The sequence below is a fragment of the Halomonas chromatireducens genome (genome assembly GCF_001545155.1).
Lineage (GTDB): Bacteria > Pseudomonadota > Gammaproteobacteria > Pseudomonadales > Halomonadaceae > Halomonas > Halomonas chromatireducens.
The window spans coordinates 868,315-891,094 of record NZ_CP014226.1 but is presented as its reverse complement, the minus strand read 5'-3'; the positions used below and the strand labels follow the sequence as shown (position 1 = coordinate 891,094).

20 protein-coding genes are annotated in these 22,780 nt (G+C 63.6%); 5 read left to right on the top strand and 15 right to left on the bottom strand.

Translation table 11 applies throughout. The features are described from left to right. From mutL to LOKO_RS04115, 4 genes are read right to left on the bottom strand one after another with little or no spacing between them, the layout of a single operon-like run. Positions 1-1,998: a DNA mismatch repair endonuclease MutL gene (mutL, locus tag LOKO_RS04130; RefSeq protein ID WP_235588936.1), complete on the bottom strand. Its 1,998-nt coding sequence runs from the start codon at positions 1,996-1,998 to the stop codon at positions 1-3. Continuing rightward, positions 1,995-3,494, bottom strand: coding sequence for an N-acetylmuramoyl-L-alanine amidase (locus tag LOKO_RS04125; protein ID WP_083517423.1), 1,500 nt, complete (start codon positions 3,492-3,494; stop codon positions 1,995-1,997). The genes mutL and LOKO_RS04125 overlap by 4 nt, the downstream gene beginning before the upstream one ends. Beyond that, complete coding sequence (tsaE, locus tag LOKO_RS04120; RefSeq protein WP_066445435.1) at positions 3,494-3,994, bottom strand: tRNA (adenosine(37)-N6)-threonylcarbamoyltransferase complex ATPase subunit type 1 TsaE; 501 nt, start codon at positions 3,992-3,994, stop codon at positions 3,494-3,496. Before tsaE ends, LOKO_RS04125 begins: the two co-directional genes overlap by 1 nt. After that, complete coding sequence (locus LOKO_RS04115) at positions 3,975-5,540, bottom strand: NAD(P)H-hydrate dehydratase (protein WP_235588935.1); 1,566 nt, start codon at positions 5,538-5,540, stop codon at positions 3,975-3,977. The genes tsaE and LOKO_RS04115 overlap by 20 nt, the downstream gene beginning before the upstream one ends. A gap of 101 nt (positions 5,541-5,641) precedes the next feature. Between LOKO_RS04115 and queG the strand changes: the two genes are divergently transcribed. Continuing rightward, the gene (gene queG, locus LOKO_RS04110) at positions 5,642-6,745 is read left to right on the top strand and encodes a tRNA epoxyqueuosine(34) reductase QueG (RefSeq protein ID WP_066452211.1); all 1,104 of its coding nucleotides are present in this window, start codon (positions 5,642-5,644) and stop codon (positions 6,743-6,745) included. A 47-nt stretch (positions 6,746-6,792) separates the two neighbouring features. Here the strand turns inward: queG and orn are convergent, their stop codons facing one another. Beyond that, on the bottom strand, positions 6,793-7,386 hold the full coding sequence (gene orn, locus LOKO_RS04105; RefSeq protein WP_066445428.1) for an oligoribonuclease: 594 nt from the start codon (positions 7,384-7,386) through the stop codon (positions 6,793-6,795). A gap of 84 nt (positions 7,387-7,470) precedes the next feature. Between orn and rsgA the strand changes: the two genes are divergently transcribed. The 3 genes from rsgA to asd all read left to right on the top strand — a co-directional run bounded on the left by rsgA (position 7,471) and on the right by asd (position 10,470). After that, positions 7,471-8,526 carry a small ribosomal subunit biogenesis GTPase RsgA gene (gene rsgA / locus LOKO_RS04100; RefSeq protein ID WP_066445425.1) on the top strand — a complete coding sequence of 352 codons (1,056 nt, stop codon included), beginning with the start codon at positions 7,471-7,473 and terminating at the stop codon, positions 8,524-8,526. A 51-nt stretch (positions 8,527-8,577) separates the two neighbouring features. Continuing rightward, positions 8,578-9,408, top strand: a complete 831-nt coding sequence (locus tag LOKO_RS04095; protein WP_066445422.1) for a sulfurtransferase — start codon at positions 8,578-8,580, stop codon at positions 9,406-9,408. A gap of 219 nt (positions 9,409-9,627) precedes the next feature. Continuing rightward, positions 9,628-10,470, top strand: coding sequence for an archaetidylserine decarboxylase (gene asd / locus LOKO_RS04090; protein ID WP_066445417.1), 843 nt, complete (start codon positions 9,628-9,630; stop codon positions 10,468-10,470). Positions 10,471-10,690: 220 nt separating this feature from the next. Here asd and epmA read toward each other — a convergent pair whose 3' ends face one another. After that, positions 10,691-11,677, bottom strand: a complete 987-nt coding sequence (epmA, locus tag LOKO_RS04085) for an EF-P lysine aminoacylase EpmA (protein WP_066445414.1) — start codon at positions 11,675-11,677, stop codon at positions 10,691-10,693. 199 nt (positions 11,678-11,876) lie between these two features. Beyond that, positions 11,877-12,443, bottom strand: coding sequence for an elongation factor P (gene efp / locus LOKO_RS04080; protein ID WP_066445412.1), 567 nt, complete (start codon positions 12,441-12,443; stop codon positions 11,877-11,879). Between the two features lie 100 nt (positions 12,444-12,543). On the opposite strand from efp, the gene epmB reads away from it, so the two are divergent. Further along, entirely contained in the window at positions 12,544-13,590 is a 1,047-nt protein-coding gene (epmB, locus tag LOKO_RS04075; protein ID WP_083517422.1) for an EF-P beta-lysylation protein EpmB, read from the top strand. 154 nt (positions 13,591-13,744) lie between these two features. On the opposite strand, the gene leuA is transcribed toward epmB, so the two are convergent. From leuA to LOKO_RS04040, 8 genes are all read right to left on the bottom strand, one after another. Then, positions 13,745-15,460 carry a 2-isopropylmalate synthase gene (gene leuA, locus LOKO_RS04070; protein WP_066445410.1) on the bottom strand — a complete coding sequence of 572 codons (1,716 nt, stop codon included), beginning with the start codon at positions 15,458-15,460 and terminating at the stop codon, positions 13,745-13,747. Between the two features lie 384 nt (positions 15,461-15,844). After that, positions 15,845-16,204 (bottom strand): protealysin inhibitor emfourin, encoded by a 360-nt coding sequence (locus LOKO_RS04065; protein ID WP_144439608.1) that lies wholly within the window; start codon positions 16,202-16,204, stop codon positions 15,845-15,847. After that, the gene (locus LOKO_RS04060; RefSeq protein WP_066445405.1) at positions 16,201-17,244 is read right to left on the bottom strand and encodes a M4 family metallopeptidase; all 1,044 of its coding nucleotides are present in this window, start codon (positions 17,242-17,244) and stop codon (positions 16,201-16,203) included. The genes LOKO_RS04065 and LOKO_RS04060 overlap by 4 nt, the downstream gene beginning before the upstream one ends. Positions 17,245-17,331: 87 nt before the next feature. Next, positions 17,332-18,114: an ion transporter gene (locus LOKO_RS19755; protein WP_083517421.1), complete on the bottom strand. Its 783-nt coding sequence runs from the start codon at positions 18,112-18,114 to the stop codon at positions 17,332-17,334. A gap of 365 nt (positions 18,115-18,479) precedes the next feature. Continuing rightward, complete coding sequence (locus LOKO_RS04050) at positions 18,480-20,972, bottom strand: EAL domain-containing protein (RefSeq protein ID WP_066445403.1); 2,493 nt, start codon at positions 20,970-20,972, stop codon at positions 18,480-18,482. A 374-nt stretch (positions 20,973-21,346) separates the two neighbouring features. Then, positions 21,347-21,469: a DUF4113 domain-containing protein gene (locus LOKO_RS20575; RefSeq protein WP_158509923.1), complete on the bottom strand. Its 123-nt coding sequence runs from the start codon at positions 21,467-21,469 to the stop codon at positions 21,347-21,349. A gap of 123 nt (positions 21,470-21,592) precedes the next feature. Beyond that, positions 21,593-22,330, bottom strand: a complete 738-nt coding sequence (locus LOKO_RS04045) for an SDR family oxidoreductase (protein WP_066445400.1) — start codon at positions 22,328-22,330, stop codon at positions 21,593-21,595. Between the two features lie 88 nt (positions 22,331-22,418). Then, positions 22,419-22,769, bottom strand: a complete 351-nt coding sequence (locus tag LOKO_RS04040; protein WP_144439607.1) for an oxidoreductase — start codon at positions 22,767-22,769, stop codon at positions 22,419-22,421. Between the last annotated feature and the right edge of the window lie 11 nt (positions 22,770-22,780).

Sequence of the window (22,780 nt, the reverse complement as noted above, 5' to 3'; positions counted from 1 at the left end):
CTACTGTCCTCTCATAAAGAGCCGGTCGAGGTCCTTCATGCTCATCTCGGTCCAGGTGGGACGGCCGTGATTGCACTGGCCGCTGCGCTCGGTACGCTCCATGTCACGCAGCAGAGCGTTCATTTCCGCGATCGTCAGCCGCCGGTTGGCTCGCACGCTGCCATGGCAGGCCATGGTGGCCAGCAGCTCGTTGACGTGTGCCTCCAGGCGATCGGACCGGCCGTAGCGCTCCAGGTCGCTCAGCATGTCGCGAATCAACGGCTCGACATCGGCATCCATCAGCAGCGCCGGTACCTGGCGTACCAGCAAGGTCTCGGGGCCGGCCACATCGAGCTCCACGCCCAGGCGGGAGAAGGCGTCGCGCTCGGCCTCCGCGGTGGAGACTTCCGCGGCGCTGGCCGCCAGCGACACCGGCACCAGCAGCGGCTGGGCCTGCAGTCCACCATCATCCCCGGCCTCACCATGCACCTGATGCTTCATGCGCTCGTAGACGATGCGCTCATGGGCGGCATGCATGTCCACGATCATCAGGCCGCGCTCGGTCTCGGAGAGGATATAGACACCATGCAGCTGGGCAATGGCGTAGCCCAGCGGCGGCGCGCGGGTAGCATCCTCCTCGGGTAGCGATGGCCGCGCCGGCAGGGTCTCGGTGCCCGCAACCGCGGGCTGGCGCTCGGCAAGGGCCGCGCCACCACCGGCGTCTGGCGCCGCCGGCTGGGGGGTGAGCAGGCTCTCCTCATGTTCCGGATGCAGCGCCCGATAGCCATTCATGAAGGCCCGCACGCGATCCGGCGTCACCCTATCGCCGTCGCCGCCGGTCTGAGCGTGCAGCGCCAGGGGCTGCTGTTGCCAGCGCCCGCCGCTTTCGCGGACCTCGTGCCCGGCCGGGCTCGCCTCGTCGCTCGCCGACATGCCCTCGGCCACGTCGGCGGCTCGATCACCCTGCTCGCCGGGGCGCGCCTCGGCCAGGGCCCGATGCAGGCTCGAGAAGAGAAAATCATGCACCATGCGGCCGTCGCGGAAACGCACCTCATGCTTGGTGGGATGGACATTGACGTCCACCACCGTGGGGTCGACCTCGAGGTAGAGCACAAACACCGGATGGCGGCCATGAAACAGCACATCCCGATAGGCCTGGCGTATGGCGTGGGCCACCAGGCGGTCGCGCACCACACGGCCGTTGACGAAGAAATACTGCTGATCGGCCTGGGCCCGGGAGTGGGTAGGCAAGCCGACCCATCCCCATAGCCTGAGGTTGCCGGCTTCGAGATCCAGATGCAGGGCATTATCGAGAAAGCCCTTGCCGAGCAATGCACTGATACGCCGCTCGCGAGCCGCCGCATCCGGGCTGGCAGGCAGCTGATGCACGGTCTTCTGGTTGTGCCGAAGAACCCAGGCAATATCGAAACGCGACAGCGCCAGGCGACGAAATGCCTCCTCCACGTGGCCGTACTCGGTCTTCTCGGTACGCAGGAACTTGCGTCGCGCCGGCGTATTGAAGAAGAGGTCGCGAACCGTCAGGGAGGTCCCGCGGGGGTGCGGTGCCGGCGTGACCCGCGGCTCCATCTGGCGGCCCTCGGCGACCACACGCCAGCCGCTGCGGGGGTCGTCGTCGACGTTGGCCACCAGCTCAAGGCGCGACACCGAGCTGATCGAGGCCAGCGCCTCGCCACGAAAGCCCAGGCTGGCCACACCCTCGAGATCATCCAGTGAGGCGATCTTGCTGGTAGCATGACGCGACAGGGCCAGAGGCAGGTCCTCCTCGCCGATACCGCAGCCATCGTCGCGTACCCGAATCAGCCGGGTGCCGCCCGCCTCGAGTTCCACCTCGATCCGCCGACTGCCGGCGTCAATGGCATTCTCGACCAGCTCCTTGACCACCGATGCGGGACGCTCGACCACCTCGCCAGCGGCGATCTGGTTGGCCAGCCGCGGGTCGAGCACCCGTATGCGACGCACCTCGAGCGTTTCGTCAGCCATTTCGTCGGTGGTTGTCATGAGCGCGGGATCCTCAACACCTGTCCAACACGAATCACGTCTCCGTTGAGCTCGTTGGCCTGTTTCAGCTGCCCTACCGGTACGCCATGGCGTGCCGCAATCTGGGACAGGGTATCCCCCGGCTGAATGCGATACTCGTTACCTGAGGGAGTACGCTGGTTGTCCCGCTGCCAGGCAAGCAAGCTGGCGGGCGGCGGGTTACGTCGAAAGTGTTCGGCCAGGCCCGCGAAGATCGACTCGGCCAACTTCTGCTGGTGCCCCGCATCGCGCAGGCGTCGCTCCTCGTCGGGGTTGGAAATGAACCCCGTCTCGATCAGCAGGGAAGGGATATCCGGAGACTTCAGCACCATGAAGCCCGCCTGCTCCACCCGCGAACGGTGCAACCGGTTGACCCGCCCCAACTGATCCAGCACCTGGCCACCGATGGCCAGCGAATCGTTGAGCGTCGCGGTCATGGTGAGATCGAGCAGCACGCCCCGCAGCACCTCGTCCTTGTCGTTCAACGACAGGTTGCCATCCACGCCACCGATCAGGTCGGCCTGGTTCTCGCTTGCCGCCAGCCACTGGGCGGTTTCAGAAGTGGCACCCCGCTGGGAGAGGGCATACACCGAGCTGCCGCTCGGCCGGGGGCTGTTGAACGCATCGGCATGAATGGAGACGAAGAAGTCGGCCTTCTGCTCGCGCGCGATACGGGTGCGCTGGCGCAGGCCAATATAATAGTCTCCATCACGGATCATCACGGCACGGAAGCCCTCTGCACCATCCACCAGTCGCTGCAGACGACGGCTGATCTCCATGACCACATCCTTCTCGCGGGTGCCGCCAGGCCCGATGGCACCCGGGTCTTCCCCTCCGTGCCCGGGGTCAATGGCGATGATGATATCCCGGCGTGGGTGCGGTGCCGCCGGCTGTTGCGCCACCACTTCGGGATCTATGCGCGGCGCATCTGCCTCGGCGGAGCCGCTTCTGTGCCGGTTGGCGGCGATTTCCTGCTCTCGGATCATCGCCTCGATGGGATCGATCGGATTTTCCACGGCGCTTTCGCCCGGGTATTCCATGTCCACCACCAGGCGATGGCCATACTGGTCATTGGGCGGCAGCGTGAAGTGACGCGGCTCGACCGCCCGGGAGAGCTCCAGCACCACCCGAAGGCCGTTGCCGTCCCGCACCCCGCTGCGTACGGCAGTAATGGCACTGCCGTCCAGGTTCAATGAGGAAAGCTCGGTGTTGAGGCCGCTGTCATCGAGGTCGATCACCAGCCGCCGAGGGTCGTCGAGCAGGAAGATATCGGCCTCGGCATGGCCAGACAGGTCGAAGACCAGGCGGGCATGATCGGGAGCGGCCCAGAGTCGCACATTGTCGACCTGTGCCGACTGCGCCAGCGGGGCGAGCAGCAGCAGCGAAAACAGCACGGCAAATAGCGCGCAGTGCCGTAATAGCACTGTGGCAATTGGCTCTCTCGAGCGAAATAAGGAAGGCAGGGATCGGGTCTTCATCACTGTTTTTCGCGTTCCTGCTCGATAATTTCATCGTCCTCGCCCATCTCCTGCGACAACGTCATCAGGACGGAGCGCCCCAGGTCGGAGAAGGCTTCCAGGCTGGCGGTACGGCCCGGGTCGCTCAGGCTCAGGGTGATACACAAGTCCGGCTCCGGCAACCACCCCGCTCCCCGGCTTGGCCACTCGACAATGCACAGGGCGTCGTCGGCGAACAAGTCGCGGCCACCGATGAACTCCAGCTCCTCCGGGTCCCCCAGCCGATAGAGATCGAAATGGTAGAGACGCTTGCCACCGATTTCGTAAGGCTCCACCAGGGTGTAGGTCGGGCTCTTCACGGCCCCTTCGTGCCCATGGGCGCGCAGGACACCGCGGGTGAGCGTGGTCTTGCCCGCCCCCAGCTCACCCTCCAGATAGACACGACCGTGGCCGCCCAGAGCACGCCCCAGGCGCCTGCCTAAGGCGACCTGGCAGTCTTCGTTATCGAGTCGCACGCGCATCATCGCTACCTGCCTGGGGATAGATACCAAAATTGGCCTCTGGATTGATCAGACGTCGGGCATAGGATGCCAGATCGGCAGCAAGCAGACCACGCTCTCCGCCTTCTCTAGCCGCCAGATCGGCAGCCATGGCATGCACGACCACGCCCAGCCTTGCGGCACTCTCCAGCGGCACTCCCTGGGCCAGCAACGCGCCCAGGATCCCCGAGAGAACGTCCCCCATTCCCCCTGAAGCCATGCCAGGGTTGCCATAGGGGCAGACTGCCACCCCCATCGGCCCTGCTACCAGAGTGCCGGCACCCTTGAGTATGATCACCCCGCCGCGCCGACGCTGCAATTCGGCCGCTGCCGCCGGTCGGTCCGCCTCCACCTCGTCGGCACTGATGCCCAGCAGGCGAGCGGCCTCGCCGGGATGCGGTGTCAGTATCCAGTCGTCTCGCCGCTCTTCGGCCCAGCGGCCGGCAAGCAGATTGAGGCCGTCGGCATCCACCACCAGAGGCAATCCTGACATCAGCGATGACTGGAGCATGCCCTGTCCCCAGGCGCCCTGCCCAAGCCCCGGCCCCACCACCACGATATCGGCACGGGCAGGAAGCTCACCGAGGTCGGCCGCCCCGCGCAGTCCATGGACCATGACCTCCGGGCAGTATGTCAGAGAAGCCGTGACATGCTCAGGCGCCGTGACCAAGCTGATCTTCCCGGCGCCCAGCCGGGCGGCGGCCTCGCTGGCCAGCAGTGCCGCACCGCCGAAGCCGGGTGCGCCTCCCACCACCAGCACATGACCCATGGCCCCCTTATGGGCATCTCGCGCCCGTGGCGGCAACAGGGCCGGAAGCAAGTCGCCGTTAAGCAGCCAGGCTGCCGGCCCTAGATCCCGGTGGGCCCCGGCATCAACGCCCAGCGCCCGAAAATGCACTTCGCCAGCCAGATCGGGAGCACGCCCGGTATGCAGGCCGATCTTGTCGCCGATAAAGGTGACCGTGCGAGTGGCCCGCACCGACACCCCAAGCACGGCCCCGGTATCCGCCGCCAGGCCTGACGGGATATCGATGGCCAGCACCGGCAGGCCGCAGGCGTTGATGGCCTCGATGGCATCGAGGAAGTCACCGCGCACCTCACCGCCAAGGCCGGTCCCCAGCAAGGCATCGACCACCACCTCGCCGGTGAAGTCCAGGCCCGGCTGCCATGGCACTATGCCGACCCCTGCAGCCGTGGCCATTTCGGCAGCCCGTGCCGCGTCGCCCTTCAGGCTCTCGGGCGCCTTGAGGACGATGCGCTGGACGTCGAGCCCCGCCACACCGGCAAGGGCCGCAAGCACGTGGCCGTCGCCGCCGTTGTTGCCGCCGCCACACAGCACCGTGATTCGTCTCACTCCCGGCCAGCGGGACTTGAGGCTCTGCCAGGCTGCCGTCGCCGCCCGCTGCATCAGCGCGAAACCCTCGATGCCCGCCGCAATGGTGCGACGGTCGAGTTCCTGGACCTGGGCGGCCCGGTACAGCGGCCTCAGCGTGGCCGAGCGTGTCATGTCGCTATGGCTCGCGGACATCCGGTGTCTCCCCTGCAAAGGATGCTTTATCATGGGAGTGTATGCGCAATGGCGCCTTCGCCAATCCCCCCAGCACGCATTTACCCGGTTTTTTCTCGATCATGACGCTTCCGGCTACCCTGGACGACAGCGCCCTCGCCGCCCTGGCCGACACCATCAAGACCTGGGGCCGGGAACTGGGCTTTCAGCAGGTAGGCATCACGGATGTCGACCTGGCTGACGACGAGCGCTACCTGCAGCGCTGGCTGGATGCCGGCCATCATGGCGAAATGGGCTTCATGGCCAAGCATGGCACCAAGCGCACTCGCCCGGAGGAGCTCATCCCAGGCACCATTCGTGTCGTCAGCGTCCGGCTCGACTACCTGCCCGCTGACGTGGAGAGCGCCAAGGTGCTGGGCCAGCCGGATACCGCCTACGTTTCGCGCTATGCCGTGGGCCGCGACTATCACAAGCTGATGCGCAAGCGCCTGGCCACTCTGGCAAAATGGATCGAGGAGAAGGCGGGACCCTATGGCTACCGCGCCTTCGTCGATTCGGCCCCGGTGATGGAACGAGCCCTGGCGCGCAAGGCGGGCCTCGGCTGGGTGGGCAAGAATGCCATGCTGCTCAACCCCAGGGCTGGCTCGCTGTTCTTTCTCGGCGAGCTTTACGTCGACCTGCCGCTGCCGGTGGATCCCCCCTTCGAGAGCGAACACTGCGGCAGCTGTAGTGCCTGCCGTACCGCCTGCCCCACCGGAGCCATCGTCGAAGACCGTGTGGTAGACGCCAGGGCCTGCATCTCCTATCTCACCATCGAGCTTTTCGGCGCCATCCCCGAGCGCTACCGCGAGGCCATGGGCAACCGGGTGTTTGGCTGCGATGACTGCCAACTGGTCTGCCCCTTCACCCGCTTCACCCACGCGACCCAGGAGGCGGACTTCGCCCCACGCCACGACCTGGACAGGGCCAGCCTGGTATCGCTGTTCGCCTGGGGGGAGGAGGAGTTCCTGGAGAAGACCGCCGGCAGTCCGATCCGGCGCATCGGCTACGAGCGCTGGTTGCGCAACCTGGCGGTGGGCCTGGGTAACGCACCCTGGAGCGAAACGGTGGAGGCTGCCCTGCGCGCCCGTCTCGCCTACCCTTCCGACCTGGTCCGCGAGCATGTGCGCTGGGCGCTGATGCGCCAGATAGAGAAGCGCCGGCAGTTAATTTCAAGACAGATCTAGAGTACGTCGTAGCATCCATGCTTGCTTGCGCCGTGACGAAACCGGACTTATGACTCCTCCGCATCCCTTTCACTTTCACTTCCCGCCAGCCGTAGAAACGTATTGCGATAGTGCGCCAGCTCGGCCACCGACTCACGAATATCATCCAGCGCCTGATGCGTATTGCGCTTCTGAAAGCCAGCCAGGGCTCTAGGGTTCCAGCGCTTGGCAAGCTCCTTGAGCGTCGAGACATCCAGGTTGCGGTAGTGGAAGAAGTCCAGCAGCTCCGGCATCTCCCGCTCCAGGAAGCGCCGGTCCTGATGCACGCTGTTACCGCACATCGGCGACGAACCCGGGGCAACATGGGCCTTGAGAAAATCCAGGGTCTGTCGCTGGGCCTCGGCGGTATCAATCGTGCTTTCGTTCACTCTTGCCACCAGCCCAGACTCGCCGTGGGTCTTCTGATTCCAGTCGTCCATCGCTGCCAGCAGGGCCTCGGACTGATGGACGGCAAGCACAGGGCCTTCGGCGATCAGGTTCAAGTCACCATCGGTGATCAGAGTGGCCACCTCGATGATGCGCTCGCGCTCCGGATCAAGCCCGGTCATTTCGAGATCGATCCACACCAGCAGATCCTGGCGCGGTTCAGTGGAATCATTCATGGGCAGCTCCAAAAAGCGGGCACAGCAGGACACGCCGGGCCACGCTGGTTACAATGCCATCATTGTAGCTATCTTCGGGTGCCCATGAGCAAACGCAAGTTGAGCCGCCAGCAACGCTGGCGTATCGAGAAGGTCCAGGCCGAACGCGCTCGCCGCTCCGAACAGCGCGATGCCCAGGATTCCCGGAAGCTCGCTGCCGGCGAATACGGCCCCGAGCAGCCCGGCCGCGTCATCGCCCATTTCGGGCGCACTCTGGACGTTCGCGGCGATGATGGCGGCGGCCCGGTACGCTGCCATCTGCGCGCCAACCTTGAAGGCCTGGTCACCGGCGACAGGGTCGTCTGGCGCGCCGCCCAGGACAGCAGCGGCAATGTCGTGGACGGCGTCGTGGTAGCCCGCTCCGAGCGACAGAACGTGCTGGAGCGGCCCGATGCCCGAGGTCAGCTCAAGCCCGTGGCCGCCAACATCGACCAGATCCTTATCGTCTTTGCCGTGGAGCCCGCACCCCACCCCAACCTGATCGACCGCTACCTGGTGGCCGCCGAGGCAACCGGTATCGCGCCGGTACTGGTGCTCAACAAGATCGACCTCCTGCCGGAGGATGGTGGCGAACTGACGGCACTGCTCCACCGCTACGAGACCCTGGGCTATGCCGTGGTGACATCTACCACGGCCCGGGAAGATGGCCTGGAGGCGCTGCATGCCTGCCTCGCCGAACGGACCTCGGTCTTCGTCGGACAGAGCGGCGTGGGCAAGTCGTCGCTCATCGACCGTCTGCTGCCGGAAGAGGAACTCCGCATCGGGGCGCTGTCGAAGGATTCACGCAAGGGCACCCACACCACCACCACAGCACGTCTCTATGATCTGCCCACCGCCGAAAAGGCCGAGCTGATCGACTCTCCCGGCATTCGTGAATTCGGGCTGGTCCACCTGGACGAACAGCAGGTCGCCGAAGGCTTCATCGAGTTTCGCGACCTGCTGGGGCGCTGTCGCTTTCGCGACTGTCGCCACCGACAGGAGCCGGGGTGCGCCCTGCTCGAAGCCGTGGAGCGCGGCGAAGTACACCCGGAACGCTTTGCCAGTTATCGCCGCATCGTCGAGAGCCTCAACGGACCTGAGCGTTTAGGATGGCTAAAGTGAAGTGATGATACGACACCGGCTGACACAAAGGCTGAACTGGAGGAGAGCGCTATGAGCTCTGAAGAGAATCTGCTGCCGCTGATCGTCGAACCCGAACAGCTTGCCGAGCACCTGGACGATCCTCAGCTACTGATCATCGACGTACCGCTAAAGGCCGAGAGCCACGACCAGGGGCACGTACCCGGCGCCGTGTTTCTCGACTTCCGCAAGCTCATGCGTGGCGAAGGCGACGTACCCTGCGAGGTGCCCAGCACCGATTCATTATCGCACCTCTTTTCAGAGCTTGGCCTGACCCGCGACACCCATGTGGTAGCCTATGACGATGAAGGCGGCGGCTGGGCCGGCCGGCTGCTGTGGACGCTGGAGTTGATCGGCCATACCCGCTATTCCTACCTCAACGGCGGCATTCACGCCTGGCGCCACGCTGGCCAACCCGTCTCCACCGAGCTACGCACGCCCTCTCCCAGCGAGTACGAGGCCGAGATCCTGCATCCCGAGGTGGCCATCGATCGAAGCGAACTGCAGGAGCGTCTCGGCGAGAAGGGCTTCGCCATCTGGGATGCCCGTTCGCCGGCGGAGTACCGTGGCGAGAAGGGCGAAAATCGCCAGCTTGGCCACATTCCCGGCGCGGTCAACATGGAGTGGACCGAGGCCATGGACAAGGAGCGTGCACTGCGCATTCGCGACTACGCCGAGCTGATTACCGAACTGGAAGCACTGGGCCTGACCCCGGACATGGAAGTGGTCACTCACTGCCAGAGCCACCACCGCAGCGGCTTCACCTGGCTGGTGGGCAAGGCACTGGGCTTCGAGAAGATCCGCGGCTACGCCGGCTCCTGGAAGGAGTGGGGCAACCGCGACGATACGCCGATAGAGAAATAAGCAGCCTGCAACCAAAGTGCCCGCGCGGGGCGAATCGCGACAATCGAGGACGAAACCCTGACTTTCGTGTGCCGGGCTGGAACAAGGTCCCTCTTGCCAGCCCTAAATCGATATACCGTCGATTTGCGCTAACCGGCCCACTCAAGCCAGCGCCCTCGCTAACGTCGCTTCGCTGCCCCACCCGGTCATCTCCACAGCCAGCCAACCGGAATCTTTACCTTGTCTCTCGCCAAGTTCTTTGCACTGATCCAGTACCCGATCCCCCACCACCTGCTCTCGCGACTGGTGGGTTGTCTCGCCGAATGCCGTGTCGCCTGGCTCAAGAATGCGCTGATCCGGGCCTTTATCAAGGTCTTCAAGGTGGACATGGGTGAGGCCGCCGAGCCCGACCCCACGGCCTACGCCACCTTCAACGACTTCTTCACCCGGGAACTGAAGCCGGAAGCCCGCCCCCTGGGCGAAGGGCTGCTCTCCCCCGCCGACGGCAACCTTTCCCAGTTCGGCCCCATCGAGGCGGACCGCCTGCTGCAGGCCAAGGGGCACCGCTTCTCGATGATCGACCTGCTCGGCGGTGACGCCGACGCTGCGCAACGTTACACCGGCGGCAGCTACGCCAATATCTACCTCTCGCCCAAGGACTATCATCGCGTACACATGCCGCTGGCCGGCACCCTGACCGAGATGGTCTATGTGCCGGGGCGGCTCTTCTCGGTCAACGCGGCCACGACGGAGCACGTGCCTAACCTGTTCGCCCGCAACGAGCGCCTGGTGTGCCACTTCGACACCGAATATGGACCCATGGTGGTGGTGCTGGTGGGCGCCATGATCGTCGCCGCCATCGAGACGGTATGGGCCGGGCAGGTCACACCGCTCTCGGGCCAGGTGCAGCGCATCCGCTTCGACGAGCCGATTCACCTCGAGCGCGGCGCGGAGATGGGACGCTTCAAGCTCGGCTCCACAGTGGTGATGGCCTTCGCCGGCCAGGTCGATTTCGACGATGCGCTGGCGCCCAAGTCCAAGGTTGCCATGGGCCAGTCGCTGGGAGTGTTTAAAAACTCATAGCGAGGAGCTACGAGGACAGGCCAAAGAGGAGGTCCGATGCCATGGGTGAGGAGCACTGCTCCGAACGGGCTGGCCATGGATGGCCAGCACCGGCCCTGCAAGCGGAGCAGGACGCGAGAGCGCCGCAGGGCATCGGTAGCGCCCAGGGAGGGGTTCACAGCGCCTCCTCGTCGGCCTGTCGTCGGATCAGCCCGAGCGGTCAAACTTCTGTGATAGTTCTTCAGCAGCTCGGCGTAGCGAAGGCCATGACCTCCGCTACGCTCGCCCTGCCCAGGGCGAGCTGGATCAGCCGATCCATGCCCAGCGCCACGCCGCTGCCTGACGTCATTCCGTGCTCAAGCGCCGCCAGCAGCCGCCGGTCGATATCGACTTCCGGCAGTCCCAGGCGCTTCCGGGCGGCATTGTCCTCGGCGAAGCGCGCGCGCTGCTCCTCGACGTCCGTCAGCTCGTCGTAGCCGTTGGCGAGCTCCAGCCCTGCCAGGTAGACCTCGAAGCGCGACGCCACCCAGGCACCGTCCTCGGGGTCACGATGGCGCCGGGCCAGGGCGGCCTGGGTGGCCGGGTAGTCCACTACCACGTCAAGCCCCTCCCGACCCAGGCCTGGCTCGACCACCAGGCTCATCAGCAGGTCGAGGCAGTCGTCACGGGGCGCGTCCTCCATGTCGAGACTGCCGCGCTCGCCGGCGATTCGACGCAGCGCATCGAGCTCCACGGTAAAGGGGTCGAACCCCAGCACATCCCGGAACAGCTCGCGGTAGCGCCGCCGGCGCAGTTGGCCCGTCTCATTCCCCAGTTCTGGGCCAAGCACGGCGCGGATCAGCGCTGTCGTCTCCCCGATCATCTCGTCGAGGGAGAAGCCCGGGCGGTACCACTCCAGCATGGTGAATTCGATGTTGTGGCGACTGCCCACCTCGCCGTCACGAAAGCTGCGCGCCAGCTGGAAGATCGGCCCTGAGCCTGCGGCCAGCAGCCGCTTCATATGGAACTCGGGAGACGTCTGCAGCCATAGCCTTTCCTGCCCCGCCGGCGTGGTTGCCATAAGCGACAGCGACGCCAGGTGCACGTCGGTGCTGCCGCCGTGTCCCAGCACCGGCGTCTCCACCTCCAGCACGCCGCGCGCGGCGAAGAACGTTCGCACCTCCCCCAGCAGCCGCGCCCGCTCGCGCAGCGTCTCGAGACTCGCCGTGGGTCGCCAGTCGGTTGTCATCACACCTTCTCCATAACGACGAAAGCCACGCCGGGAAAGCGTGGCCTACGTGGAAGCCGTAGCAGAGTGCGGCTGATCCGGCGACAGGCACTTCGCGGAGGCGCTGTGAACCCATCCCTGGGCGCTACATTTGTCATCCCTGACAAATGACCTCCGCTTCGACCTGTCCCCGGCGCCGCTAGCCATGGAGTCTCATTTCTTAGGCTCGTGAAACGTACTCGCCGCTGCGCGTATCAATTTTCAGCACTTCACCCTGGTTGATGAACAGCGGCACCCGGACCACGGCGCCGGAGGAGAGCGTGGCCGGTTTGGAGCCGCCCTGGGCGGTGTCGCCCTTGAGGCCCGGGTCGGTCTCGACCACTTCCAGCTCGATGAAGTTGGGCGGCGTCACGCTGATGGCGTTGTCGTTCCACAGGGTCACAGTATAGGCCACCTGCTCCTTGAGCCACTTGGCCGTGTCGCCCAAGGCCTTCTTCTCGACCGCATACTGCTCGAAGGAACCATCGGTCTTCATGAAGTGCCACATGTCGCCGTCGGAGTAGAGATACTCCATCTCCAGATCCATCACGTCGGCGCCCTCGAGGGATTCGCCCGACTTGAAGGTGCGCTCCCAGACGCGACCGGTGATCAGGTTGCGCAGCTTGACCCGGCTGAAGGCCTGGCCCTTGCCCGGTTTGACCAATTCATTCTCGACGATCGAACAGGGGTCGCCGTCCAGCATCACCTTCAGCCCGCCCTTGAATTCGTTGGTAGAATAGTTCGCCATATTGCCTCTCGAATGATCGAGCGCGTCGCAGCACGGTCTGGACGCGCGGATATGAAATCGACGAGGAACCAAGCCCTCGCCTATGTGACTGGTGTGCCGCATGATAACCCGAAGCCCCGCCCTTTTGCAGAGACAGGCGTCATCGCAACCCGATGTGACGCCCTTGATTCTGCGCTCAGCCTGGCAAGCCCAGCTCTCGGGCGCCATTCGCGACCCGCGGGAACTGTGCCGCCGCCTGGACCTCGACGACAGCTGGCTGCCGGGAGCAGAGCGCGGTCACGAGCTATTCGAGGTGCGCGTCCCGGAGGCCTTCCTGGCACGCATGCGCCACGGCGACCCGAACGACCCATTGCTACGCCAGGTGCTGCCGCTTGCCGCCGAAGGCGAGGCGATACCCGGTTACATCACCGACCCCCTGGCGGAAGCCGACCACACCCCGGCACGGGGACTGATCCACAAGTACACCGGCCGTGTCCTGCTGATCGCCAGCCCCACCTGTGCGGTGAACTGCCGGTACTGTTTCCGGCGCCACTTTCCCTACGAGCAGAACGCGCCCTCCCGCAGCCAGTGGGATGCCTCCCTCGAGTATCTACGTGGCGACACCACGATCAGCGAAGCGATCCTCTCCGGCGGCGACCCCCTGGCCGCCAGCGATCGCCAGCTTGCCTGGCTGGTGGAGCGGCTCGATGCCATCTCCCACCTGAAGCGGTTACGCATTCACACCCGGTTGCCGGTGGTGATTCCCGACCGGGTCGACGATGCCCTGCTCGGCTGGCTCTCGGCGACGCGCCTGCAGAAGGTGGTAGTGCTGCATATCAACCATGCCAACGAGATCGACGAAGCGGTGGTGGCAGCCTGCGAGCGGCTGAAAGGAGCAGGCGTCACACTGCTCAACCAGAGCGTGCTGCTGCGTGGGGTCAACGACAGTGTCGATGCCCTGGCCAGTCTCTCCGAGCGGCTCTTCGAGGCCGGTGTGCTGCCGTACTACCTGCATGTGCTCGACCCGGTGGCGGGCGCCGCCCACTTCGATGTGCCAGACGAAGAGGCCCGCGAGCTGGTCGCGGGCCTGAGGGAGAAACTGCCGGGCTTCCTGATGCCGCGGCTGGTGCGGGAGATTCCCGGCGAGACGAGCAAGACGCCGCTGTAAACGACGAATTTATGGACCAATTGGCAACAGTGGCACGAGCAGCGCCGGGGGCAGGCCGAAGCGGGGGTCCGATGCCATGGATGGCATCGGCAGCGCCCAGGGACGGGTTTACAGCGCCCCCGCGAAGGCCTGTCGCCGGATCAGCAGCGAGTTACTACTTCACTTCCTCCAGCGTCGCTGCTGTCACGTTGGCGGCCGGCGGCTGGGTGGAGGCGTACCGGTTGATGGCGCTGACCACCGCCTTCATGGACGCGGTCGTGATGCTCTCGTCGATACCGACACCGAACACCGCATCCCCCTCGATACGCACCTCCACGTAGGCGATCGCCTCGGCGTCCGAACCCTGGCCGCGGGAGTGCTCGTGGTAGTCGATGATCTCCACATCGTGGCCGGCAGCGGCCAGGGCCTTGATATAGGCGGCCAGCGGGCCATTGCCTTCGCCCTGGATGCTGCGGCGCTCGCCACGCTCCTCGATGGTTGCCTCGAGCCTCACCTTGGGGCTGTCCGGCTCGGAGGAGAGCCGGTGATTGATCAGCACCATGGGGTCACGCTTCTCGAGGTACTCGTCGGCAAAAGCCTGGTAGATCATCTGGGAGGTGATCTCCTTGGCCGTGCGGTCCGCGACCTCCTGCACCACGTGGCTGAATTCGATGGAGAGCCGACGCGGCAATTCGATGCCGTGCTCCTGCTCCAGCAGATAGGAGATGCCGCCCTTACCCGACTGGCTGTTGACGCGGATCACCGCCTCGTAGCTGCGGCCCACGTCGAGGGGATCGATAGGCAGGTAGGGCACTTCCCAGACAGCCTCGGGGTCGGCACGACGCTCTGCCATGCCTTTCTTGATCGCGTCCTGGTGGGAGCCGGAGAAGGCGGTGAATACCAGATCGCCCACATAGGGGTGGCGCGGGTGTACCGGCAGCTGATTGCAGTACTCCACCTCGCGCATGATCGGCGTGATGTTGGAGAAATCGAGGCCGGGATGAACGCCCTGGGTGTAGAGGTTCATGGCGAGGGTGACGATGTCGACGTTGCCGGTACGCTCACCGTTGCCGAACAGGGTACCCTCGACGCGATCGGCACCGGCCATCACGGTCAGCTCGGCCGCCGCCACGCCGGTGCCGCGGTCGTTGTGAGGATGCACGCTGACGATCAGGCTGTCACGGCTCTTCACGTTGCGGCAGAACCACTCCACCTGATCGGCATAGTTGTTGGGCGTGGCGGCCTCCACGGTGGCCGGCAGGTTGACGATCATCGGCTTCTCGGGGGTTGCGCCGTAGGCCACCATCACCGCCTCGACCACCTCCTTGGCGAAATCCATCTCGGTGGTGGTGAACAGCTCCGGCGAGTACTGGAAGCTCCAGTTGGTTTCGGGTGCTTCGCTCATGCGCTGACGGATCTGCGTGGTGGCGTCCACGGCGATGCCGATGCACTCCTCCTTGCTGACACCGAACACCACGCGACGAAATACCGGATCGGTTGCGTTATAGACGTGGACGATGGCGTTTTTGGCGCCCTTCAGGGATTCGAAGGTACGATCGATCAGGTGCGGCCGCGCCTGGGTCAATACCTGAATGGTCACGTCGTCGGGCACCTTGTCCTGCTCGATCAGGGCGCGAACGAAATCGAAATCGGTCTGGGATGCCGAGGGAAAGCCGACCTCAATCTCCTTGAAGCCGATCTTCACCAGCAGGTCGAAGAAGCGCTGCTTGCGTTCATGATCCATGGGATCGATCAGCGCCTGGTTACCATCGCGCAGGTCGACACTGCACCACAGCGGCGGTGGTTCAATACGTTTGCCAGGCCACTGGCGGGCGGGCAGATCGACGGCGACGAAGGGGCGGTACTTGGCGGCGGGGTTATCGAGCATCATGGCGGCATTCTCGCTGAGTAGGCGTTCTGGTGGTCAGTATACGGTTCGGCGTCATGGTTGTGTCAGGAGTACGGGCAGTCCGGCTGCACGGGGACGTGCAGTAACGGAAGCGCCCCGGCTGCACGAGGCATGCCGGGGCGCTGGAATCACTAGCACGTCGGAGTGCGCGAACGATCACGTCGGAAACGATCGCATCGGAACCACGGCGGCTACGGATAGAGACGGGGAGGAATGACATTTCGGTACCTCAACTGACCTGAACAAGACTTCGCGATGCACGGCATCGCCCGGCGCGTTTAAAGGCCGGTTAGTAGTCGTAGGTCAAGGCTGAGGTGACGAAATGAGAGTTTCATGCCTCTAGAAAATCAGTCTGGCGGCGGCTTGTCAAGCCTGACCATTCGTCTTCTTCTTCGATGGCGCGATTTCGGCCTCGCGCCACCACACCAGAAGCGCCTGCGGCGCCGACTCCTCGGCGACTACCTGGGACCAGAGGACCTCACCACCTTCATCCACCAGCGCCACGCAGAACCGACGACGATCGTTGCCGGCCTCCCTGTCGGGTATCCCGGACAACACCAGCAACAGGGACTGCAGTTCGCTGAGCTGCGCTTCGCTGCAGAGAGCGCAATGGACGCAGCGGGGACGAGCCAGCCCGGGGAAGTGGGCAACGCCACCCTGGCGACTCAGACGCAACACGTGACCAGGCCCCAGAGCGGGCGGCTCCCCCACGGGATTCTGTGTCACGGCAGCACGCCGACCGTGCGCCATGCTTCACGCACGGCCTCGACGACCTCGCTCGACGCGCCGAATCGCCTGGCGGCGTTATCCCGCGTCAGCCCGGCAAAGGTGGCGAAGTCGCTATTGCGTGCCAACCGTGGGTCGACCAGGGTGTCGTACCAGACCCATCCAGCACGCTCCCAGGCATAACCACCCAGGGCGATGGCAGCCAGATGGAAGGCGCGATTGGGAATGCCGGAGTTGATATGCACCCCGCCGTTGTCCTCATGAGTTTCGACCAGGTCATTCATATGACCGGGCTGAGGGTCTCTGCCAAGCAAGGGGTCGTCGTAGGCCGTTCCAGGCTCGGCCATGGAGCGCAGAGCCCGGCCGGCAACCCGCTCCGTGAACAGGCCCTCGCCGACAAGCCAATCGGCCTGCTCGACACGCTGCTCCCGCTGACGCTGCTTGACCAGGCTGCTGAAGACGTCCGACAGCGACTCGTTGAGGGCCCCGGCCTGATAGGCATACTCCAGCGCCGCCTCGTGCTGGATGACACCGTGGGTCAGCTCATGGGCGATGATATCGACGGCGATGGTGAAGCGGTTGAAGAGCTCCCCGTCACCGTCGCCGAAGACCATCTGCTTCCCGTCCCAGAAAGCGTTTTCGTACTCCTTGCCATAATGCACGGTAGCCAGCAACGCCATGCCCTGGTCATCAAGGGAGTGACGACCATAGACCTCCCAGAACAGACGATAGGTGGCCCCCAGCCCGTGGTAGGCCTCATCGATGGCCGGATCACCGCTGTCGCCCTGTCCTTCACGGCGCACCAGCTTGCCCGGCAACACCTGCTGCTGTTCGGCCGAATGAACATAGCGAGCCGGCTCGCCCCGACGCTGGCTGCCCGGAGGCAGCGTCACCGCCCCGGCGCGGGCGCGAAACCGGCTATCGACGAGCAGCGTGTGGCGTGCACATTCACGTAATCGTCCACTGCCGCCGGTGGCGATATGCTCGAGCAGATAGGGGGGCAGAAATGGTCTTGTCGGCGATGGTTTCGAAGCGCTCACACCTCCCTCCTGATTCCCTTCGGGGCCGGCCCACGCTATCAAGGCCTGGCCTGTTGTATTCAGTCCAGATCCTTCAAGATTAGGCGTTCATCCGTCCCTGCGCTCCAGCATCGCCTCCATTCGCGACAGCTGATCGCGAAGCTGCCGTACATCGTTGCGCAGACCATGCAACTCGGCGGCCTCACCCGTTCCACTCTCCAGCTCGATCGCCACGCTCTCCTTCTGCATCACATCCAGCACGATGCCGATCATCATGTTGAGAAAGATGAAGGCGTTGAGAAAGATGAAGGTAAGAAAGAACATCCGGGCGTTGGGGTAGTGCTCCATAGTCGGGTAAAGCACCGCCGTTGCCCAGCTCTCGAATGTGGCCACCTGGAAGAGGGTCAGCATCGCCAGCGAGATATTGCCCCAGAGCCGCTCGTCCACATCATGGAACAGGAAGCTGCCGATGGCACCGTAGATGTAGAAGATGATGAACATCAACAGCGCCACATAACCCATGCGTGGGATCGACTTGAACAGTGCCGCCATCAGCATGCGCAGTTCGGGGATCATCGATACCAGGCGCAGCACACGGAAGATGCGCAGCAGGCGGCGATAGCCGAGCACGGCATAGAGGGCGCGGCTGGCGTCCATGCCGATGAACCAGCATCCCTTGGCATCGCGGACATGGAGCTTGCCCATCATGTCGGGAAATTGTTTTCCCAGCGGCACGGGGTCGAAGTCCGACGCCTGGATATCCACCATCGTCACCCGCTGTGCCAGCGGATGACGGGATAGCCAGGCCACCTCCCGCTGGCACAGCGGGCAGTGGCCATCATGGTAGAGGGTCACGGGGGCCTTGGCGGCCAAGGGCTCGCTTCGGTGCATTTTGTTTACCTTAAGCTATCCAGTTAATATTAATTGTACAATTTTTCATCTTTGCACGCTCTTGCTGACAATGCGTGTCGGCAATCTCTTACAGAGAAAGGTATCCCAGGTTAATAGTGATCGCCCTTAGTAGCTGTCATAGTGAGGACATCGGGCAAGGAGGCTCACAGGGAAGACCGAGTCAGGAAGACTCATGTACCAAGGATGCTCAGGCAGGATGCTTGAGGCAGTGGAAAGGAAGCGAAGATTCAGCCCGGCCTTACAGCCGGGTTTCTTTTGTGTGGTTCATCCTTATACAACGACAGCGGGTAGCTCCTCCCGGCGCGTTGGGTACTGATCCAAAGATAGGGCCTCTATTCCAGGTATCAGGCTGAAGCGTTGTTGCAAAGCATGGCCAGAAATTCATGCTGTGGCATCGGTCGGCCAAACAGATAACCCTGATACAGACTGCATCCCAAACCGGCGAGAACCGAGCGCTGCATCTCCGTTTCTACCCCTTCGGCGATCACTGACATCTCCAGGCTTTTTGCCAGGGCGATGATGCTTGCAGCGATGGGCGTCGACTGTGTGTCGTGACTCAAATCGCGGACGAAAGCGACGTCTATCTTGAGCGTATCCAGGGGTAGCGACTTGAGATAGGCCATGGAGGAGTAGCCGGTCCCGAAGTCATCCAGTGCGAAGCTGATGCCCTCGCGCCGCAGCATGGTCATCTTCTCGATGGTTCCCTGCGGATCGCTGAGCAACAGGGATTCGGTAAGCTCCAGGGTCAAACACGCTGGGTCAGCGCGATGACCTTGAATAGCCGAGAGAACCTGATTCACGAAGTCTGGCTGCTGGAATTGACGCACGCTAACGTTCAGGGACAGCTTCAGCGCGCGTAGCGCTGGCTGCTGGCGCCACTCTCCCAGCAACCGGCACCCTTCCTGCAGGACCCAGTTGCCAAGTGGCAGGATCAGGCCACTCTCCTCAGCCAGCGGAATGAACACCCCAGGGGATATTTGGCCGCGGCTTGAATGCTGCCAACGGATCAGGGCTTCAGCGCCTACCACTCCATGCACGGCATCCACTTGGGGCTGCAGGTGCAGGTGGAAATCATCGCTGTCGATGGCGAGACGAAGCTCGCGCTCAAGAGCAAGGCGCTCCTCCAGCTCCTTCTCCAGCGCGGGGCAGAACAGCCGAGGGGAGCCATTGCGCTCGCGCTTGGCCTCCAGCATGGCCAGGCCGGCGCGCTTCAATAGGTGTGTGGTTCCTCCCCCCGGATGGGGCGAGAAGATCAGCATGCCGACATTGATTCGGCACGGATAGGTGTGGCCTTGGAGCTGGTAGTCCGCGGTAAGAGAGGCCATGACACGGTCGGTAAGGCGGTGTGCTTGATGTTCCGCAGTGGGCTGATCCCGCGTCGAAAGCGGGGTCAGAAGGGCAAATTCATTCCCATCTAGCCGTGCCACGAACAGATCGTTGCTGGCCCAGCCACGCAGACGAGCGGCCAACTGGCGAAGCATCTCGTCTCCGACGTCCTGTCCCAGACTATCATTGAGAAACTTGAAGCGGTCGATGTCGAACAGCACCAATAGAGCCAGTGAGTCGGCGGACCCGGGGAACTTCTTGGAGCCATCAAGTCGTTCTTGCAGGGCTCGGCGGTTGGGAAGCTCGGTCAGAAAATCATGGTAGGCAATATAGAGTATCCGCTGCTGGGCTTGCTGTTCGGCGGAGCGGTCACTGATCAGCGCTACGTAGTCCCGTTCTTCACTGTCGGCGTAGCGCACTTGGCTGACGCTCAGCCAGGCAGGAAAGGAGGTGCCATCGCGGTGCTGTGCCTCGATCAGACCGCTCCACTCGCCTTTCTCCGCCAGAGATTGCTGGATGCGCCGATTTAATACCTGGCTGTCATCGACATACGCCATCTCCCACAGAGAGCGCCCGGTCGTGTCCTGATGCTCCAATCCCAGCAGTTTTTCGAAAGCCTGGTTGCAGAGCCGAATGCGGGTCCGATCGTCGAATAGCACCACTCCATCGCGCAGTGCCGAGATAACTTCCAGTAGCTGGGTCCGTGTCATGTGTTGATGATGCTCACTGGCCTGCAGGCGACGCTGAACCCGAGAGGCGGCGATGGTAAGCAGCGCTGTCAGCAAGGCGCTGCCACTGATCAGGTAGATCAGCCAGTGTGACTCAGTCGATGAAGTTGCTGTGGCGCCCGGTAGTGGCACGAACCAGGCTGCCTGCATGGCCACGTAGTGCATGCCGCTGATGGCAAGCGATACACATAGCGCCGAGATGAGAGCGCCGGTCCTGGCACGCTGTTGGCCCCACTCCTGGCGGCACAGGCGGTAGGCATAGACGCTCAGGATGCCAAGGCCGATGGCCACGCCCAGTGAGACCAGGAACAGCCCAAGGGAGTGGTAGAGCTCGGCAGGCATGCGCATGGAGGCCATGCCGGTGTAGTGCATGAGCCCGATGCCGAGCCCCAGGCCGGCCCCGGCCAGCAGCGAGGTGCGGTGGGGCGGGATTTTCTGCCGGGACAGTACCAGCATGACCGCCAGGCTCCCCAGCATGGCGGGAATAATGGACAGCACGGTCAGGGCTGGTGCATGGGTGACGGTAAAATCAAGCTGATAGGCATGCATGCCAGTGAAATGCATGCTCCATACCCCAAGGCCCATTACGCTGGCTCCGGCAATCAGCCAGAGCCAGCGCCAACCTGCTCGCTTGAGCGTGCCGACGAGATTGATAATGTCCAGTCCGGTATAGGCGGCTGCCAGCGCGACAGCCCAGGAAACGAGCACGAGGGGAGCGTAATGCACGCCCTGAATGGCCCCCAGGGCATGGGGGTCGATCACGAGATGGGTAAATATCGTCATGCAGTATTCATCGGCAGCGCTCTCGTATTACTGAGGGGCAAAAAGAGTCATTGCATCTCCAGAAGTGCAAGGTGAATGCCCCGGGATTTCCAGATACCCATCACCCTGGCCTCGGGCGCGTAGCTTGTCCATTCATTCCGGTCCGGTGCGAGCGCTTTTGCTTACAGTACGTGTCGGTAATCTCTTACAGAAATGGTATCCCCGGGTAATAGTGATCTCCCTACGTAGCTGTCATAGTGAGCGCATCGGGCAAGGAGGCTCTACAGGGAAGGCCGAGTCAGGGAGACTCACGCACCAAGGGATGCTCAGGCAGGATGCTTGAGGTAGTGGAAAGGAAGCGAAGATTTAGCCCGGCCTCACGGCCGGGCTTCTTGTTATGTGGCTCTTGCCGCGGGAAGCTCTTCCCAGCGCGTCGAATAGCGCTGGGTGAGGTTATCGCAGCGCAGATGCCAGGCTGCGCCCTGGCAGTGATGCCATCCCCTTTTTAGCCTCGACATCAGACGACACCAATCGCGTAGTTGAAATCGCATAGCTGAATGCACGGCCGAGCTTGTGACCGCCGCGACCGATGCCCGGTCGGGACGATTTCATCGTGTGGCGCGAGGCTGGCGCCTGCTTGCCTAGAGCGGCTGCTTGGTCGGACGGATGATAATCTCGTTGACATCGACATACGCCGGCTGCTCGATGGCGTAGGTAATCGCCCGGGCGATGGCATCGGCATCGATGGCCATGTCGTATAGCTCATTCACGCCTTCGGCGGTTTTGGGATCGCTGATGGTGGACGTCAGTTCGGTGGCAATGGCCCCGGGAGAGATGTTGGTGGAGCGGATCTCCTCGCCGCCTTCCTGACGAATGCCCTCGGACAGCGCCTTGACGGCATACTTTGTCGCGCAGTATACCGCCGCCGAAGGGAAGACCACATGGCCGGCAACGGAGGAGAGGTTGATGATATGACCAGCATGCTGCTCGCGCATGGTCGGTAACACCGCGGCGATGCCGAAGAGCACGCCCTTGATGTTGACGTCGATCATCTGTTCCCACTCGTCGACCTTGAGCTGGTCGAGCGGTGACAGCGGCATCAGGCCGGCATTGTTGACCAATACGTCGATGCGGCCGTAAGTCTCCCTGGCCGCGGCGGCCAGCGCCTCGACCTGGTCGCGGTCGGTCACGTCGGTGACGCGGTAGATGGCCTCGCCGCCCTGGTTGACGATGACATCGACCAGTGACCTTAGCCGATCCTCACGGCGAGCTCCGAGGACGAGTTTGGCTCCGCCCTTGGCCAGGCGATGAGCTGTGGCTTCGCCGAGGCCGCTGCTGGCACCGGTAATGATGACGACCTTGCCATTGATCTCTGACATGGATGCGTCTCCTCTGGACTTGAATTGGCTGGTGTTGCGAATAGGGGGGAAGAGCCCCGACCGACGGCCGGGAGTTGGGAAACGGGGATTACGCCGGCTGCTCGGAGAGGCTCGGATAATCGATGTAGCCGCGCTCATCGCCACCGTAGAAGGTGCTGTCGTCCCACTCGTTGAGCGAGGCGCCGAGACGGAAGCGCTCGGGCAGGTCGGGGTTGGTGATGAAGGGACGCCCGAAGGTCACCAGATCGGTCTTGCCGGCGGCGATGCGTTCGCGGGCCTCCTCGGCGCTGTAGGCACCGTTACCGATATAGGCACGCGAAAAACTTTTCTGGATGGCCTCGATCACCGGTTCGGGACGCCCCCTTTCGTGGTTGCCCTGGAAGGAACCCTCGACCACCTCGATAAAAGCTATCCCGATGCCATTGAGGGACTTGGTCATGTGGAAGGTGG